General features: G+C 50.3%; 16 protein-coding genes and 1 riboswitch. Of the genes, 13 read left to right on the top strand and 3 right to left on the bottom strand.

Annotation, left to right across the window (positions count from 1 at the left end):
- Nucleotides 1-323 precede the first annotated feature (323 nt).
- Together luxO and ACSTTG_RS20680 are read left to right on the top strand one after the other, a co-directional pair.
- On the top strand, nucleotides 324-1,751 hold the full coding sequence (gene luxO, locus ACSTTG_RS20685) for a quorum-sensing sigma-54 dependent transcriptional regulator LuxO (protein ID WP_438476084.1): 1,428 nt from the start codon (nucleotides 324-326) through the stop codon (nucleotides 1,749-1,751).
- A complete protein-coding gene (locus tag ACSTTG_RS20680) occupies nucleotides 1,748-2,107 on the top strand; it encodes an Hpt domain-containing protein (protein ID WP_438476082.1) in 360 nt (119 codons plus the stop codon). The genes luxO and ACSTTG_RS20680 overlap by 4 nt, the downstream gene beginning before the upstream one ends.
- Before the next feature lie 320 nt (nucleotides 2,108-2,427).
- Here the strand turns inward: ACSTTG_RS20680 and yvcK are convergent, their stop codons facing one another.
- The gene (gene yvcK / locus ACSTTG_RS20675) at nucleotides 2,428-3,315 is read right to left on the bottom strand and encodes a uridine diphosphate-N-acetylglucosamine-binding protein YvcK (RefSeq protein ID WP_438457659.1); all 888 of its coding nucleotides are present in this window, start codon (nucleotides 3,313-3,315) and stop codon (nucleotides 2,428-2,430) included.
- A 195-nt stretch (nucleotides 3,316-3,510) separates the two neighbouring features.
- Nucleotides 3,511-3,710, top strand: a riboswitch (molybdenum cofactor riboswitch).
- Between yvcK and moaA the strand changes: the two genes are divergently transcribed.
- The 8 genes from moaA (at nucleotide 3,699) to udp (ending at nucleotide 9,719) form a co-directional block, all read left to right on the top strand.
- A complete protein-coding gene (gene moaA / locus ACSTTG_RS20670) occupies nucleotides 3,699-4,688 on the top strand; it encodes a GTP 3',8-cyclase MoaA (protein WP_438476081.1) in 990 nt (329 codons plus the stop codon). (Overlaps the previous riboswitch by 12 nt.)
- Before the next feature lie 120 nt (nucleotides 4,689-4,808).
- Nucleotides 4,809-5,321 (top strand): molybdenum cofactor biosynthesis protein B, encoded by a 513-nt coding sequence (moaB, locus tag ACSTTG_RS20665; protein ID WP_438476079.1) that lies wholly within the window; start codon nucleotides 4,809-4,811, stop codon nucleotides 5,319-5,321.
- 9 nt (nucleotides 5,322-5,330) lie between these two features.
- Nucleotides 5,331-5,810: a cyclic pyranopterin monophosphate synthase MoaC gene (gene moaC / locus ACSTTG_RS20660; RefSeq protein WP_438457662.1), complete on the top strand. Its 480-nt coding sequence runs from the start codon at nucleotides 5,331-5,333 to the stop codon at nucleotides 5,808-5,810.
- Nucleotides 5,807-6,052 (top strand): molybdopterin synthase sulfur carrier subunit, encoded by a 246-nt coding sequence (gene moaD, locus ACSTTG_RS20655; RefSeq protein WP_438476078.1) that lies wholly within the window; start codon nucleotides 5,807-5,809, stop codon nucleotides 6,050-6,052. Before moaC ends, moaD begins: the two co-directional genes overlap by 4 nt.
- 3 nt (nucleotides 6,053-6,055) lie before the next feature.
- Nucleotides 6,056-6,526, top strand: coding sequence for a molybdopterin synthase catalytic subunit MoaE (moaE, locus tag ACSTTG_RS20650; RefSeq protein ID WP_438476076.1), 471 nt, complete (start codon nucleotides 6,056-6,058; stop codon nucleotides 6,524-6,526).
- Between the two features lie 208 nt (nucleotides 6,527-6,734).
- Nucleotides 6,735-7,151, top strand: a complete 417-nt coding sequence (locus ACSTTG_RS20645) for a CBS domain-containing protein (RefSeq protein WP_438457665.1) — start codon at nucleotides 6,735-6,737, stop codon at nucleotides 7,149-7,151.
- Between the two features lie 69 nt (nucleotides 7,152-7,220).
- Nucleotides 7,221-8,714 carry an MATE family efflux transporter gene (locus ACSTTG_RS20640; RefSeq protein ID WP_438457666.1) on the top strand — a complete coding sequence of 498 codons (1,494 nt, stop codon included), beginning with the start codon at nucleotides 7,221-7,223 and terminating at the stop codon, nucleotides 8,712-8,714.
- A 243-nt stretch (nucleotides 8,715-8,957) separates the two neighbouring features.
- Nucleotides 8,958-9,719 (top strand): uridine phosphorylase, encoded by a 762-nt coding sequence (gene udp / locus ACSTTG_RS20635; RefSeq protein WP_438457667.1) that lies wholly within the window; start codon nucleotides 8,958-8,960, stop codon nucleotides 9,717-9,719.
- Nucleotides 9,720-9,886: 167 nt separating this feature from the next.
- On the opposite strand, the gene ACSTTG_RS20630 is transcribed toward udp, so the two are convergent.
- Together ACSTTG_RS20630 and metG are read right to left on the bottom strand one after the other, a co-directional pair.
- A complete protein-coding gene (locus ACSTTG_RS20630; RefSeq protein WP_438457668.1) occupies nucleotides 9,887-10,705 on the bottom strand; it encodes a hypothetical protein in 819 nt (272 codons plus the stop codon).
- Nucleotides 10,706-11,069: 364 nt separating this feature from the next.
- A complete protein-coding gene (metG, locus tag ACSTTG_RS20625; RefSeq protein WP_438476074.1) occupies nucleotides 11,070-13,121 on the bottom strand; it encodes a methionine--tRNA ligase in 2,052 nt (683 codons plus the stop codon).
- 238 nt (nucleotides 13,122-13,359) lie between these two features.
- Between metG and apbC the strand changes: the two genes are divergently transcribed.
- The 3 genes from apbC (at nucleotide 13,360) to ACSTTG_RS20610 (ending at nucleotide 17,491) form a co-directional block, all read left to right on the top strand.
- Nucleotides 13,360-14,430, top strand: coding sequence for an iron-sulfur cluster carrier protein ApbC (gene apbC / locus ACSTTG_RS20620; RefSeq protein WP_438457670.1), 1,071 nt, complete (start codon nucleotides 13,360-13,362; stop codon nucleotides 14,428-14,430).
- Between the two features lie 225 nt (nucleotides 14,431-14,655).
- Nucleotides 14,656-15,297 (top strand): uridine kinase, encoded by a 642-nt coding sequence (gene udk / locus ACSTTG_RS20615; protein WP_438457671.1) that lies wholly within the window; start codon nucleotides 14,656-14,658, stop codon nucleotides 15,295-15,297.
- Nucleotides 15,298-15,403: 106 nt separating this feature from the next.
- A complete protein-coding gene (locus ACSTTG_RS20610; RefSeq protein ID WP_438476072.1) occupies nucleotides 15,404-17,491 on the top strand; it encodes an AsmA family protein in 2,088 nt (695 codons plus the stop codon).
- Nucleotides 17,492-17,509 lie beyond the last annotated feature (18 nt).

The raw sequence follows: 17,509 nt of genomic DNA, 5'->3' as shown, positions 1-17,509 counted from the left end.
TGGACCGAAACACGGGCAAAAAAATAGCCAATAGAATTTCTATTGGCCCTTTATGTGAAAAAATTTCACTAACAACGTCAGTTGGCTAGGTGACCCTTGCGGGTCGAACTACATAGAGCACTATCCATGCCAGTTTTTAGAATAATTATTTTATAAGATATAAGTTATTGTTATGTCATGTTTTTGTGTTTGGTCATGGTATGGAGGTCACTGAGGCTTGACAAGACAGTATGTCGCTTGCAAAGAAAAATTTGATATATGCAATTGCAAAATGCAAAATGAGCGACAAATAATTATCATATTGCAACGCACTTGGCTTAGTTATGCAAACTACAGATAAAAATAACAAATACCTATTAATGGTAGAGGACACCGCATCTGTCGCGACCCTATATCGGACCTACCTCACGCCGCTCGGCATTGATATTGACATTGTGGTCAATGGGCAAGATGCCATCGAGAGTCTTGAGCATCGGATTCCTGACCTTATCTTGCTCGATTTACGCCTGCCAGATATGACCGGGATGGATGTACTTGCCGCCGTCAAACGCAAGCACAAAGACGTGCCGGTGATCTTTATGACGGCTCATGGCTCGATCGAGACTGCGGTTGAAGCGATGCGCCTTGGCGCGCAAGACTTTTTGATCAAGCCGTGTGAGGCGGATCAATTGCGTATCACCGTCAACAACGCAATGCGCAAGGCATCCAAGCTTAAGATCGATAATGACAACCCCAAAAACCACCGTTATCAGGGTTTTATTGGCAGCAGTGCCAGTATGCAGTCGGTTTATCGGGTGATCGACTCAGCCGCCACCAGTAAGGCAAGTATTTTCATTACCGGAGAAAGCGGTACTGGTAAAGAGGTATGTGCAGAGGCGGTGCACGCCGCGAGCAATCGCAGTGACAATCCGTTTATCGCGATCAACTGTGCGGCGATTCCTAAAGACCTGATTGAAAGCGAGCTGTTTGGCCACGTGAAAGGCGCATTTACTGGCGCCTCAACGGATCGCCAAGGCGCGGCCGAAATGGCTGATGGAGGGACTCTGTTCCTCGATGAGATCTGCGAGATGGACCTGGATCTTCAAACCAAGCTGCTGCGCTTTATTCAAACCGGCACTTTCCAAAAAGTGGGCTCTTCCAAGATGAAGAGTGTTGATGTCCGCTTTGTGTGTGCGACCAACCGTGACCCTTGGAAAGAGGTTCAGGAAGGGCGTTTTCGTGAAGATTTGTATTACCGACTGTATGTGATCCCACTGCACCTACCGCCACTGCGTGAGCGTGGTGAGGACATTATTGAGATTGCCTACTCCTTGCTCGGCTTTATGTCTAACGAGGAGGGGAAAGAGTTTACGACCATGTCACCGCAGGTGGTCAATCGATTCATTAATTATGAGTGGCCAGGTAACGTGCGCCAATTGCAAAATGTGCTGCGCAACATTGTGGTACTCAACAGTGGTAAAGAGATTGGTCTGGATATGTTACCACCCCCACTCAATCAGCCGGTGCCAAACAAGGTGAACAACCCTGCCACGGCTGGACTGGTGCTGCCAATCGAACGAGAGGCTGTGGAACCGACTCTCTCAGTCAATGACATCATGCCACTGTGGGAGAGTGAAAAACGTACGATTGAGCGAGCGATTGAGCTGTGTGATGGCAATATTCCCCGCGCAGCTCGTTATTTAGAGGTCAGTCCATCGACGCTATATCGCAAACTCCAATCATGGGAACAACGCAAAGAGGTTAGCGAGTGAGTATTATTAATCGAGTGGCCATTGAAGAGCTTGGTGAGCAAATCGGACAAGAGAATCTCACCCCGTTATTCGAAATTTTCACCACGGAACTGGCTGACTATCAGCAAACACTGTCGCAGTGTGAGGCGAGCAAAACCTCAAAGCAACTGGCTGAGATCTGCCATGCCCTCAAGAGCAGCGCCGCGAGCTTTGGCGCTGACGCCCTATGTGAACACGCAAGAGAAATGGACCGGCTCTACAAGCTAGGCACCGACCTCACTTCGGGAGATTACGTCAACCAAACCAACGCGATGCTGGCAGAAACCGAGCGCGCCTACACTGACTATATCGTAAACAAAGGCGCTAGGCGCAGGTAACACTTCGTTCCGAGGAGCGGGTATCACTCCGTTCCGAGGTGCGAGTAATTTAGCGCGCATTTGAAGCTCCTCGTGCCAAGTCATCCACCCCCGCGCGCGAAACTCCTCGAATCTCGTAGGGCAAAGCCCGTACTCGCCCCTCAAACCTGCTCTTGGGGGGCGAGGAGTGGGTAACACTCCGTTCCGAGGAGCGAGTAATATAGCGCGCGTTTGAAGCTCCTTGTGCCAAGTCATCCATCCCCGCGCGCGAAACTCCTCGAACCCCGTAGGGCAAAGCCCGTCCCCGAACCTCGAACCTGCTTTTAATCTCGCCCCTGTGTTTAATTTAAGAGCGATTCAACCGCCAGTTTGAGTTTGTCGCGGTCGTGGCGCCAGTCGCGGTTGGCTGAGGCGAGGGGGGTGATGAAATATTCCCACTCTTTCGCCACATCAACGTCGGGCTCTTGCGCCACAATGACATCAATTTTTCGTGCTTGGCAGGCGCGTTCGCACCACTGTAGTTTCTCTACCAGACTCATTCTTCCAGCTGGGCCGTACTCTGGGGACAGGTTATCCACGAACAGCAGTTTTGCTTTGGTGTTTTTTGCGATCGCCCGGCCAATCTCGGGAAGCAAAAGCGGAGGCATAATACTGGTGAGAAAGCTGCCAGGGCCCAAAATAATGCAATCTGCCTGCTCGAGAGCGATGACGGCCTCACGCGTCGCCGGCACTTCAGGAGACAGGTCCATACGCAAGAGGTCTTGTTCCATCTCATCGACCGAGGTCTCGCCGGTCACCCAAACGCCGTCTTTTGACAGAGCGGTCAAATCTGATGGGTGTTCTGTCATCGGCACGATATTGATATCGACCTTGAGCATATCCCGGATCAAATTGATCGCATCAAGTGGTCTGACTGAAAGGTGATCCAGGGAGGTGAGCATCAGGTTGCCAAGGTTATGACCGTTAAGCTCACCCGCGCCGCGAAAGCGGTACTCAAACATCATTGAGCTGATGGATGGCTGGGTGATCAACTGATTGATACAGTTACGAGTATCTCCCCAAGCGATCCCGCCTTGGCACTCGCGGATCCGACCGGTGGAGCCACCATTGTCTGTGGTGGTGACGATTCCGGTGGCGTTGGAGCCGAAATCCTTTAATGCTGCCAGCATTCGCCCTAGCCCATGGCCGCCGCCGACTGCCACGATTTTATTGTTGCGATAGATAGTCATAGTTCTTCTTATAAAGTGGCGTATTTGGGCTAAACTTTATCTTAATGATGACCTGTTGCACAGTGGTTGGCCACAAAATCGGAGCTGCACCATATTATAAGCAACGTTTATTGGTAAATCCTCTAGCCAACAATGTCATTATTCAGTATTTTAGCTGAAGCTGTTATCCAACCTAGGCCACCACGATGGCCGGGATAATTGCCATAACTCCGAGCTCTGAAAGCTACGTCGGTGCATTGCGATATGGGTTCACACAAGCAGGGATCTGCAGAGAGTGTGATACGCAGTGGAAATGTTCTAGATATGCTTTCAAAGCCAGTGGTCAAGTACCACCAGGGCTTCGTTAGAAATGACGACGCCTCCCGTGTTTGGAAAGGTGTTCCGTGGCTCAACAATTAGAAGATATTTTTCACCGTAAGTTTTATTACTTGCGCCTGTCGGTGACCGACGTGTGCAACTTCAAATGCACCTACTGCCTGCCTGATGGTTATAAACCTTCGGGAAGGCGTAATTCGTCCTTCCTTTCGCTCGATGAGATCAGTCGCGTGGTCAAAGCGTTTGCCGATTGTGGCACCTCTAAGGTGCGTATCACGGGGGGCGAGCCAACGCTGCGCAAGGATTTTACCGATATCGTTGGCCTAGTCGCGCAAACTCCAGGCATTGACAAGGTCGCTATGACCACCAATGGCTATCGCATGAAGCGTCAGGTTCAAGATTGGCATCAGGCTGGCCTGACTCATATCAATGTCAGTGTCGATAGCTTGGATCCACGGCTATTTCACCAGATCACAGGCGAGAACAAGTTCCACGATGTGATGGATGGGATTGAGCGCGCCTTTGAGGTGGGGTACGAGCAGGTCAAAGTCAACGTGGTGTTGATGAAAGATCTTAATCATCAACAACTGCCGCAATTTCTTCACTGGATCAAGACTCGGCCAATTCAATTACGTTTTATCGAGCTGATGCAGACCGGTGACATGAATGACCTATTCCGTAACCATCATGTTTCAGGTGTGGCGATCCGCAATCAACTGATTGCCGATGGCTGGCTTTTGCGTCCTCGAGGTCAAAGTGACGGACCCGCTCAGGTTTTCTATCACCCGGATTACCTGGGTGAGATTGGTCTGATCATGCCTTACGAGAAAGATTTTTGTGAAACCTGCAATCGACTTCGCGTATCGGCATTGGGTAAGCTGCATCTGTGTCTGTTTGGTGAGCATGGGGTTGAGCTGCGTGATTTACTCGAGAGTGATCAGCAAGAGCCCCAGTTGATTGCGCGTATTCAAGAGCACCTACAGACCAAAAAAGTGAGCCACTTCCTCCATGACGGCAACCCTGGAATGACGCCTAATTTGGCGTCGATTGGCGGCTAGCTTAGAACAAGAAATCAAATAACCTCCCTTTCAAGCGCCTAGAGAAATTGCTCCAAAGGAAATAGCACCTTGCCTTGGAAGGGCCACAACACTATAACGAAAAATGGACAGGTAAAGTTAATGGGACACGCAGAGAGCAAATTCCAACCCGCAAATATTGCCGTACTGACGGTATCAGATACCCGCACTGAAGAGAACGACTCCTCCGGTCGATTTTTGGTGGAGTCGGCTGAGGCGGCGGGGCATAAGGTCGTCGCGAAACAGATCGTGATCGATGATATGTATAAGATTCGGGCGATAGTTTCGCAGTGGATTGCCGATGAACAGGTTCATGCAATTATGCTGACAGGGGGCACCGGCTTTACCTCACGCGATAGCACACCCGAAGCGCTTAAGCCTCTATTTGATAAGGAAGTAGAAGGTTTCGGTGAGCTATTTCGTATGGTGTCATATGAAGAGATTGGCACCTCAACTATCCAGTCTCGCGCTGTGGCTGGCTTTGCCAATCACACGGTAATTTTTGCCATGCCTGGCTCAACAGGGGCTTGCCGTACTGGTTGGACTAAGATCATCAAGCAGCAGCTGGATGCCAGCCATCGTCCGTGTAACTTTATGCCGCACCTGTCGGTTTAAGAGGCAAGGATGAGCGAATTTACTCATATTAACGCCAGCGGCGAGGCCAACATGGTCGATGTTTCTGCGAAGGCGGAGACAGTCCGTGAGGCGCGTGCAGAGGCGTTTGTGCATATGGCGCCAGAAACCCTGGCCTTGATCGTCTCAGGACAACATCATAAAGGGGATGTCTTTGCCACAGCGCGGATCGCCGGTATTCAAGCGGCAAAGAAAACCTGGGATCTTATCCCACTGTGCCATCCTTTGCTTTTGTCTAAGGTTGAGGTGCAGCTTGAGGCCATAGAGTCAACCAGCTGTGTGCGCATTGAGTCGCTGTGCAAGCTCGCAGGAAAAACCGGGGTAGAGATGGAGGCGCTGACCGCTGCGTCGGTTGCGGCGCTGACGATCTACGACATGTGTAAAGCGGTGCAAAAAGACATAGTGATTGGACAAGTGCGGCTGTTGGAGAAGACGGGTGGAAAATCGGGACACTTTAAGGTGGAGTCATGATTAAGGTACTGTTTTTTGCGCAAACTCGTGAGCTGCTTGGTCAAGACGAGGTCGAGGTTGAAGCGAGCTTTACGAGTGTTGAGGCGTTGCGCGAGCATCTCGCTCAGCAGGGCGGTAAGTGGTCGCTCGCACTGGAGTCCGGTAAGCTGTTATCGGCCGTCAATCAGTCGATCGTGCCGTTGAGCACGGCGATTAAAGATGGTGATGAGGTTGCCTTCTTCCCACCTGTGACGGGTGGATAGACGATGGCAGACCCTCGCATTGCAGTGCAGCAAGCTGATTTTAGTTTAGCGGATGAATACGCGGCCTTGTCCGCCGGAACGGCGGCCGGTGCCGTGGTGACCTTTGTCGGTAAGGTGCGTGATATGAACCTTGGCGACAAGGTGACAGGGCTGCACCTTGAGCATTACCCGGGAATGACAGAAAAATCCCTCAGTGCGATTTGTGATCAAGCAGAGCAGCGTTGGCCACTGTTGTCGATTCGAGTTATCCACCGTATTGGCGATCTCGACTTGGGCGATCAGATTGTGTTTGTCGGTGTGTCTAGCGCTCATCGTGCAGCCGCCTTTGAGGCCTGTGAGTTTGTGATGGATTATCTAAAAACCCAAGCCCCTTTCTGGAAGAAAGAGCGCACGAGTGAGCAAAGTCGCTGGATTGAATCGCGTGACTGTGATGCTGCGGCAGCGGCGCGTTGGCAACAGGGTGGTGAGTCTTGAGCTAGCCTTTGAGCGCAAAAAAGTCTGCAAAAGAGCCTTTAAGGCTCTTTTTTATTGGCTGCAATCCGAGCTCGCAGCCCTTGTGACAGCGCGCTCCATACTCTAATTGGTTATACCAATTGTTAAAATCGTAATTTTCTATTTAGTAAAATCAGGAAATTAGGCAACACTTAACGTATAAGAAATGGATGTATAACGAGGGTAGAAGATGCAATCATTAAAAGTACGTGATTACATGAGGCTCCAAGCGGTGACCTTTACACCGGACATGTCCTTGAGTGCTGCGTTAGATAAAGTGTTAACCTCTGACTATCTTGGTGGGCCGGTTCTTGATGAGAATAAAAAGGTGGTCGGCTTTATTTCCGGGCAAGATTTGCTCGAGAAGCTGATCAAGGTCAGCTACATGTGTCAGGATACCCATATCGTTGCCGACTGTATGTACCGAGAGGTGTTGACCGTGTCCCCTGAAATGTCGGTGATTGAGCTAGCCGATATGATGAAGGTCGGCAAGCCTAAGGTCTATCCGGTGGTTGAAAATGAAAAGTTGGTCGGCATCATTACACGCAGAGATGTGCTAAAAGCCATTGCGAAGAACATCGACCTCTGCTTCAAGAACCCCGTTTAAACGAAGGGTTATAAAATAATTAAGGCGCCATTTGGCGCCTTTGTGTTTTTGCCTACCTTTGGGGTTACGATGGGCCAAAAGACCAAGATTCAACCAAAGCCAGACCAAGAAGCAAAATTTACCCAAGGCTCAACCATGAAACACATCCTAGTGATGTCAGGTGCGAGCTCGATTGGTTTGATGGCACTGTTCATCGTTGACCTAATAGATATGCTGTTTATCAGTATGCTTGGCCAGGATGAGCTGGCCGCTGCAGTGGGGTTTGCTGGCACCTTAGTGTTCTTCCCAACTTCGATCTCGATTGGCACGTCGATTGCGATGGGCGCCTTGGTGTCCAAGGCGCTAGGGGCGAAACACAGACTGCAGGCTAAACGGGTTGCCGCGAGTATCTTGATCACGGCGCTAATGATCAGCAGTTTTGTCAGTTTGATGTTTTACCTGTATATCCCCGAAATGCTCGAACTGCTGGGCGCGGAAGGCTACACTGCAGAACGAGCAGAAGCATACTTGCGCATAATTATCCCCAGTGGTCCGCTGGTCGCGTTAGCGATGGCGGCAGGCGCGGGCCTGAGGGCGGCCGGTGATGCCAAGCGTTCGATGTGGGCAACCCTTTGGGGAGGCATTGTCAATGCAATCCTAGACCCGATCTTTATCTTTGCTCTCGATATGAATGTGGAGGGCGCCGCCACCGCCTCGGTTGTAGCGCGTTTTACCGTGTTCTATTTTTCACTCATGCCCCTTATCCGTGTGCACAACTTGGTAGCTATGCCTTCTTATACCCACTGGCTGGGGCATCTAAAGCCAGTGCTTGCTATCGCTGTCCCAGCAATCATCACCAATACTGCCACCCCAATTGGTAATGCGATCGTTACCTCGGCGATGGCGCAGTTTGGCGAGGATTTTGTCGCTGGTTTTGCCGTGATTGGTCGCTTGACCCCGGTGTGTTTTGCGGTGATTTTCGCTCTATCTGGCGCCGTAGGGCCAATCATAGGACAGAACTTTGGCGCCGAGCGATTCGACCGGGTTGAGGAGACCTTGAAGAACTCGTTACTGGTCACAATCGTCTATACGGTGGTGGTGTGTGTGGCGCTGTACTTTGTCCAAGATTGGATTGTACTGATCTTCAGCCTTGAGGGTGATGCGGCGTCAGTGATTGTCGCTTTTTGCACCTTTGTTGCGATCAGCTTTATCTTCAATGGCACCCTATTTGTTGCCAACACCTCGTTTAATAACCTTGGCAAGCCTCTGTATTCAACCGCATTAAACTTAGGTAAAGCGAGCTTAGGCACCATTCCTTTTGTTCATTTTGGCGCCCAGTGGTTTGGTGCCTTGGGCGTTATGTATGGGCAAGCTGTGGGTACGGTAGTGTTTGGTTTGCTTGCGCTGGTGGTACTGCGTAAACACCTCAGCGATGTAGCCAAAGGTGAGGAGCCTCAGCTAGAAGAAGAGCTGCAGATCACCTGTGTCAATAACCAACCATTTTGTAGTCATGATGCCCTGGTGATTGATGAAGCTCACCTAGCGGTTGATGAGTTGGAGCAAGAGTCGCCGCGCACGCCCTAGCGAACGCATGCCCCAGTGAACGCGTATCCTAGTGAACACATAGTGATAAATGTTGATATCTAGTGCGTTTGCTGTGATGCCAATCGATTGGGCGTGAAAGTCATGCAGATAGTCATCATTGGGCTGGGAGCTCGATCACGAAAATCTGTGGGTGGAGGGTCTACAGTGAACCCATCGTAGCAATGAGTTCACATCAATCACTAAGTGAGCCGCTTTCAAACCTTCTTTTAATGAGGAGCCCATATGACACAGCCTGTTTTTCATTTAGGCGTCACAGCCGACGACCTTGCGGGTGCGACCCTAGCGATTATCCCTGGCGATCCGGCTCGGGTTGAGAAAATTGCCCAGCAGATGGAGCAGCCAACCTTTCTCGCCAGTCATCGAGAATATACGCTTTATCGCGCGCTACTTGATGGAAAGCCTGTTGTGGTCTGTTCGACTGGCATTGGTGGCCCCTCGACCTCGATAGCCGTGGAAGAGCTCGCTCAACTTGGCGTCAACACCTTCTTACGCGTGGGAACGACGGGGGCGATTCAGCCACACGTTCAGGTGGGTGACATGATAGTGACCACCGCTTCAGTAAGATTAGACGGGGCAAGTTTGCACTTCGCGCCAATGGAATTCCCGGCTGTCGCTGATTTTGCAGTCGCTAGTGCGATGAAAACGGCAGCAGAGGAGAGTGGGGCCAATGTTCACCTTGGCGTCACTGCCTCAAGCGACACCTTCTACCCTGGGCAGGAGCGTTATGACACCTTCTCCGGTCGCGTGGTCAAGCGTTTCCAGGGCTCGATGCAGGAATGGCAAGAGATGGGGGTGTTAAACTTTGAAATGGAGTCGGCGACGCTGTTGACCATGTGCGCCAGCTCTGGCCTCAAGGCGGGTTGTGTAGCGGGCGTGATTATCAATCGCACGCAAAAGGAGACGCCGGATCACGACACACTTAAGCTAGCTGAGACGCGCTCGATTGAGGTGGTGGTCGAGGCGGCGCGCAAAATGCTCAGTTAACCGTTCTTTAGTTCAAAGAGTATTCTGTAATTAAACAAAGCGTTAAAGATAAAAATTCCCCTTCCCATGGAGGCATTTAAGGGAAGGGGATAAACTAGATTCGAAAACAAAGCCTGCTGAGGGTATGTTTAATCTTAGCTGGGCATTTTTGCTCGGGCACCGTTGTGCTAGAGAGCGGCAGTGACCGGCTCAACCTCAGCCAAGGGTTGGTAGATCTGCTCGGAAAAGGACTTGAGAATATCGTCATACACATCGGAAATCGCTGTCGAGATCTCGCTGGTTAAACCATAAAGTGTATTAGCATCTATCGCCTCTAATTCTGACTCACTGATCTCATTCAGCTTAGTCATGGCGGCGTGGCACTGCGGCGTAAAGACGATCTCTGGGTCGATGATTTTAAGGCGATTCATACGCTGTAAGATGTGCCCGCAGTAGTAACGTACCTGCTCGGATGCACAGGGCGTGTCTTGCTCTTGAATAGCGATGCGCAGGCGCGTTAGTGTCTCCATGGCATCAAGTACCGCTTGCCAGTTGTAGTGATAGGTTTCATAGAGATCATCACGACCCGACTCCGCCAGCCACGCCAGTACGACATCATCGAGCAAGTACATGCAGTGGCGGATCACTTTGCCGTGCACCATTTGATTCTTAGCTACCGAGACGTCTTGCCACTGGTTCAGCATTGCCTTAACTTTGATTTCCAATACCCGGTATAGGGGCTTACTCTCAAACGGGGCATCATCGACCAGCTGGGTCACCCGGCGAATAAGCTCTGCCTCAACCTGTTGTAACACCGCGTGATCCGCGCCTTTGCGCAGCTTCACTTTGTGCGACAAGCCTCGGTGCTGGCGGCAAAGCAACAGTACCTGACGCATATCCATCACTATGTGATAGCGACGTGCCGATACAGTAGAATTTTGCTTGGAGAGAAACAACAGCAACGCAATGATGCTGATCGAGACAACAATCGAGATAACAACGAACATAGCCAACCCTCCGAAAAAACATCAATATCTATTATCTAGCATTTGCCATGCCAAGAATTAAAGGTAATTAAATCAGTTTATTAGACTATTTTGTTTGTGGAGGGTGCACTAAAATGGTGCGGAGATGTGAAAAGCAGGTGCGAGGTTCGAGGACACGTTGCTACGGGGACGCTGCGCTGCGAGTGAGGAGACGAAGCTATCTGATTATCGGATGCGCAAGAGGCTCGAGCGGTCAAACTCATGCGAAAGACTACTCGCGCCTCGGAACGAAGTGTAACCCGCTCCTCGCCCCTAAAAATAAAGCCAACAGCGCATAAACGCTATTGGCTCTATAAAACTGATCGCGAGATCGAAGCGAGTGCGATTACATCACGCGCATGCCTGGTTGTGCGCCTTCGTGTGGCTCTAAGATCCACAGGTCGCTGCCGCCAGGGCCGGCTGCTAGTACCATGCCCTCTGACATGCCGAACTTCATCTTACGTGGTTTCAGGTTGGCGACCATTACCGTGTGCTTACCAATCAGATCTTCTGGCTTGTAAGCAGACTTGATGCCAGCGAATACTTGGCGTGTTTCGCCACCGATATCCAGTTGCAGCTTCAGAAGTTTGTTGGCTTTTGGCACTTCTTCACACTCAACAATCTTGGCGATACGTAGGTCAACCTTAGCGAAATCGTCAAACTCAATCTCATCCGCGATTGGGTCTTTGCTCAGCTCAGTCTCAGTTTTTGCCGCTTCTGCTTGCGCTTTAGCGGCTTGCTCTGCTGCCGCATCCTCTTTTGATGCTTCAACCATAGCCTCAACCTTCTTCGGATCGATGCGGTTAAATAGCGCCTTGAACTTAGTGATCTCATGGCCGGTCAGCGGTGCTGCGATACCTTCCCAAGTTAGCTCTTGGTTTAGGAAAGCTTCTGTGCGTGCAGCAAGTGCTGGCATGACTGGTTTCAGGTAAGTCATCAGCACGCGGAACAAGTTGATGCCTACAGAACAGATATCTTGTAGCTCCTGATCCTTGCCTTCTTGTTTTGCTACAACCCAAGGGGCTTTTTCGTCAACGTACTGGTTGGCTTTGTCAGCCAGTGCGGTAATTTCGCGGATAGCGCGACCGAACTCACGGCTCTCGAACAGCTCGGCGATGCGATCGGCAGCAGCTGTGAACTCGTTGTACAGCTCAGGCTCAGCGAAGTTATCAGACAGCTTGCCGTCAAAACGCTTGCTGATGAAGCCTGCGTTACGTGAGGCTAGGTTAACAATCTTGTTCACTACATCGGCGTTGACACGCTGAGTGAAGTCTTCAAGGTTAAGATCAAGATCATCGATGCGGCTGTTCAGCTTGGCAGCGTAGTAGTAACGCAGACACTCTGGGTCGAGGTGATCAAGGTAAGTTGCTGCCTTGATAAAGGTGCCTTTTGATTTTGACATCTTGGCACCATTTACGGTTACGTAGCCGTGAACAAACACGTTGTTCGGCTTACGGAAGCCTGAGCCTTCTAGCATTGCTGGCCAGAATAGCGAGTGGAAGTAGACAATGTCTTTACCGATGAAGTGGTAAAGCTCAGTCGTGCTGTCTTTCTTCCAGTACTCGTCAAAGTCTAGGCCTTCAGTCTTGTTACACAAGTTTTTGAACGACGCCATGTAGCCAACCGGTGCGTCTAGCCATACGTAGAAGAATTTGTCTTTTTCGCCTGGGATCTCAAAGCCAAAGTAAGGGGCATCGCGCGAGATGTCCCACTGTTGTAGCCCTGATTCAAACCACTCTTGCATCTTGTTGGCAGTTTCTGCTTGTAGTGAGCCAGAGCGAGTCCACTCTTGGAGCATGCTCTCAAACTGAGGCAGGTCAAAGAAGAAGTGCTCTGAGTCTTTCATTACTGGTGTCGCACCAGAAACAGCAGATTGTGGGTTGATAAGCTCCGTTGGGCTGTAGGTCGCGCCACAGTTGTCACAGTTATCGCCGTACTGATCTTCCGACTTACAGTTTGGACAAGTACCCTTAACGAAACGATCTGGTAGGAACATCTCTTTCTCTGGGTCAAACAGCTGAGAAATGGTGCGGCTTGAGATAAAGCCGTTCTTTTTCAGCTCAAGGTAGATGTGCGATGCCAGCTCACGGTTCTCTTCAGAGTGCGTGCTGTGGTAGTTATCAAAGCTGATATCAAAGCCAGCGAAGTCTTTTTGGTGCTCTTCACTGACTGCTGCAATCATCTCTTCTGGGGTGATACCCATCTGTTGCGCTTTAAGCATGATCGGCGTGCCGTGTGCATCGTCAGCACAGATGAAGTTTACAATGTTGCCGCGTAGACGCTGGTAACGAACCCAGATATCGGCTTGGATATGCTCAAGCATATGACCAAGGTGGATTGAACCGTTAGCGTACGGAAGGGCACAAGTTACCAAAAGTTTTCTTGGATCGGTTGCCATACTTAATAATTCGCTTCTAGTGATAGGTATAAAATTGATGCAATATACTACCCCATGACGCTCGTCACGCCAAGGCGTCAAGCGGGGGAGTGATGAAGTTTTATTCTGCCTCTCGGCGCAAGAAGCCTCAATATAATTATGGTTATGCAAACCCCTTGATACTGCTAGTATTAATAGACTTAAGTCACCTCTAGAAACGAGTTCGTCAGTGAGGTAGGGCAGGCATCAAGGAGGCCGAATGCACCAAATCTCTTCTCTTCAAGACTTTCAGCAGCTGCTGGAGCAGTTTGAGCACCCACACCTGATCGCTGGCTGGGCAAAGCAGCCAGGCCTTATAACTGCCAACGCGCAAGGGGTTATCCAGGTGCGCGTCCCTTTTGCATCCCACACCTTAGTGCATCAATTATCGGATTGGATTTCAGCCCAGCATCAACATTATCAGCTGCCTGCGGTAGAGGTTGAGTTGATGCCTAAAGCCTTAGAAACGCAGGCCCCAGCAATCAAAGGGGTAAAAAATGTCATTGCTGTGACCTCTGCCAAAGGTGGCGTAGGCAAATCGACCACCGCGGTCAACTTGGCGCTGGCCATCGCGCAGACGGGCGCAAAGGTGGGGATTCTTGATGCAGATATCTATGGCCCTTCGATACCACTAATGATGGGCACATTGGATGCCAAGTTGCAGGTGCGAGATAACAAATGGATGCAACCGATCATTCAGCACGGTATCGCGACGCAATCGATAGGTTACCTTGTCAATCAAGAGGAGGCGGCGATCTGGCGCGGTCCGATGGCATCGAAGGCATTGGCGCAGATGGTCAATGAGACTGAGTGGCCGGAATTGGATTATCTGGTGCTGGATATGCCACCGGGAACCGGCGATATCCAATTGACCTTGTCGCAACAGATCCCAGTAACTGGGGCAATCATCGTTACCACCCCGCAAGATCTTGCGCTTGCCGATGCGCGCAAGGGAGCGGCTATGTTTGATAAGGTCAAAGTGCCTGTTGTCGGGCTGGTGGAAAACATGAGCTATCACATTTGCAGTCAGTGTGGCCATAAAGAAGCGATCTTTGGCACCGGTGGCGCAGCGAAACTGGCAGCGGATTATCATCTTGATGTGCTCGCGCAAGTGCCTCTACATATCGATGTACGGGAGGACATTGATTGTGGTGAGCCAACGGTGGTAAGAAGACCGGACAGCGAGCATGGGTACTTGTATGCCGAACTGGCTGATCAGGTGTGTAGTAAGTTGTATTGGCATGGAAAAGCTCGACCGGATTCAATCACCTTTACTATGCTTGATAATTGAAGGCTTGATAACGGAAGACATGAGAATTGAAAGCCTGAATATGGTAAGTCTGGAACTATGAGTGCATTTAATATTCATTTAATTTGATATTGATGCCAAAAAAATTGACGAAATTAGCTCTAATTGCAGCTAATTGTGATGAAGTTCACGTAAGTGCTGGCAACCGAGCTTGTCAGAGCCTATAATCTGCCGGTTTTCTCAGTCCATCATCATCGGGTGCACATAATGTCTGATAATAATCAATGCGTAATTGTCGGTATCGCAGGAGCGTCGGCTTCAGGAAAGAGCCTTATTGCGAGTACCATCTACAAAGAATTGCGTGAAAAAGTGGGTGATCACCAAATTGGTGTAATAACAGAGGATTGTTACTACAACGATCAAAGTCACCTCAGCATGGAAGAGCGCGTAAAAACCAACTATGACCACCCAAAAGCGCTTGATCATGACCTATTGTGCGAGCACCTACAGCAGTTGGTCAGCGGCCAGTCAGTAGAAGTACCAGAGTACAGCTACTCTGAGCATACCCGTACTACTAATACCAGCACCATGACACCGAAAAAAGTGATTATCCTTGAAGGTATCTTGTTGCTGACTGACCCGCGTCTGCGTGATCTGATGCACGCATCAGTCTTTATGGACACACCACTCGACATCTGTCTGCTACGCCGTGTGAAACGCGACGTGGAAGAGCGTGGTCGTACGATGGAGTCTGTCCTTGAGCAGTACCAGCAAACGGTACGTCCGATGTTCATGCGCTTCATTGAACCATCAAAGCAGTACGCCGACATTATCGTGCCACGCGGTGGTAAGAACCGTATCGCCATTGATGTGCTCAAGGCGCACATTGCTAGGTTGCTAAAAGCCTAGAATTAGGTAATGCTTTAGGGCAAAGCCCATTGAGACAAGTCTCTAATATTTATAAAAAAGTGGTGCTTCGGCGCCACTTTTTTTGTTTTTAGCAAGGACGACGCTAATGAAAAAACTCTTAATCATCCTTGGTGTGTTGGTTGTGATTGTGACCAGTGCGATCATCGCATTGGTGACATTGGTCAACCCCAATCAATTTAAGCCACTTATTGTCGAGCAAGTCGAGCAACATACTGGGATGTCGCTGGTGATTGACGGCGATATCAGCTGGCAGTTCTTCCCATCGGTTGGTCTAGCAATTGGACGCACTGAACTGCGTAATCCCGAAGGTTTTAGCCAAGCCAACCTGTTTGAGGTGGACCAAGTCGAGGTCAATGTCTCAGTCATGCCCCTGTTTGATCAGCGGCTTGAGATTGGAAATGTGGTGCTTGATGGTGCCAACATTGCCATTGAGCGTCGCAGCGATGGCAGCAGTAACCTCGATGCACTCATGGCGACATCTGAGCAGCCAGCCCCCGCGACTCAGTCAACATCCGATGCGCCTAGCGCGACTTCTGCTGGTAACCAAGCGTGGGATATCAACCTAGCGGGGATCACCATAAGCAACGCGGCCTTTATGATGACAGACGCGCAAGCGGGGCAAGACATCGCACTGTCTGATGTCAATCTGAGACTGACTGAGTTTGCGTTTGGCCAATGGTCAAAACTAGAGGCGTCACTCAAAGGTCAGCTTAATCAGCAGACATTTTCAGCCTCAGCCCGACTGGAGCTTTTGCTCGCAGAGGGGCTGGCAAGTTATCAACTGCGCGAGATTAATCTTGAAGCCAGTATGCAAGACCTGGTCAATCAGATTGAGCGGGCTGCGCTTAAGCTGGACACCTTTGCTTTTGACCAAGATAACGCATTGAGTTTTGAACTGATTGGCCAGCTAGCGGAGCTGGGTCTCAATACCACTGGCAGTGCCACTCTAAATATCGATCAAGCTATCGAGCAAATTAACCTGACAAATCTTGAGCTCTCAACAAGCGTGACTGGGGATGATTTGCCGGTTTCCCCGCTGGAGTCTTCGCTGAGCAGTGATATCCAGTTTGATGTTCCGGCTAGTCAGCTAGAGGTGGCATTGAAGCGGTTGAGTGCATTGGATACGGAGTTGATGGGCAGCGTGTCGGTTGGTTTGTCGGAGATCGCCAAGATCCGCTTTGATCTGCAAAGCCCAAAGATTGATCTTGATGCGCTATTGCCCGAGCAAGAGGGTCAGGAGCAAGCTTCATCTGGCTCAACTCAGTCTGAGCCAGCCGAGGAGGTTGAGCCTGATTTAAGCGGATTACAAGCGCTCGATCTTGAAGGTAAAGTGAGCATCGGTCAGTTCAAGGCAAGTAATGTCAAGCTGAGCGATATCGAGACTGCGCTGTCGGTGAGCAAAGGCGTCGCCAAGCTGTCTTCTTTCTCTGCAAATCTTTATCAAGGTTCAGTGAAAGCGACTGGTCAGCTAAACGCCAATAAGTCACCAGCAACCTACAGCAAAAAAGCGACGGTGACGGGCGTTCAGGTTCAGCCACTGCTGACCGATGCCGCCGACGTCGATCTGCTTGAAGGCACGGGTAATATCGATATTGATGTCAAAGGTAAAAGCCTGACTCCAACCGGGATCAAGCAAAATCTTGCTGGTACGGTCGCGATTAACTTTGCTGATGGGGCCGTGAATGGGATTAACGTCGCGCAGTTGATCCGTCAAAACTACGCCCGCTTTACTGGTAAGCAGATCGATGATGTTGATGGTCCACAAAAAACCGACTTCTCAGCCATGACTGCGACGCTGAAACTCAACCAAGGCGTCATGAAAACCAATGATTTGGCGGCACAATCACCGCTGCTTCGCGTGAGTGGTGAAGGGCAGGCAAACTACATCAAAGAGTCGATGGACATGACCATCAGTACCTCAATCGTTGGCTCATTGAAAGGTCAGGGTGGTGAGGATATCGATGAGCTTAAGGATGTTACTATCCCAATTCGCATTCATGGTGAGTGGGCAGAGCCGAAGTTTGCTCTGGTGTTTGATGATGTGATGAAGCAAAAAGCGCAGCAAGAGATTGACCGCGGCCTAAAAAGGTTGGATGAAAAACTCGGCGATAAGATAAAAGACGAAAAGACCCGCAAGGCGGTGGATGGCTTGCTAAAAGGGCTGTTTAACTAACTACGTCTAATTATTCGT

Source organism: Vibrio glycogenivorans (assembly GCF_051660965.1).
GTDB lineage: Bacteria > Pseudomonadota > Gammaproteobacteria > Enterobacterales > Vibrionaceae > Vibrio.
The sequence above is the reverse complement of the archived record's forward strand: the minus strand, read 5'-3'. Positions and strand labels throughout refer to the sequence as shown.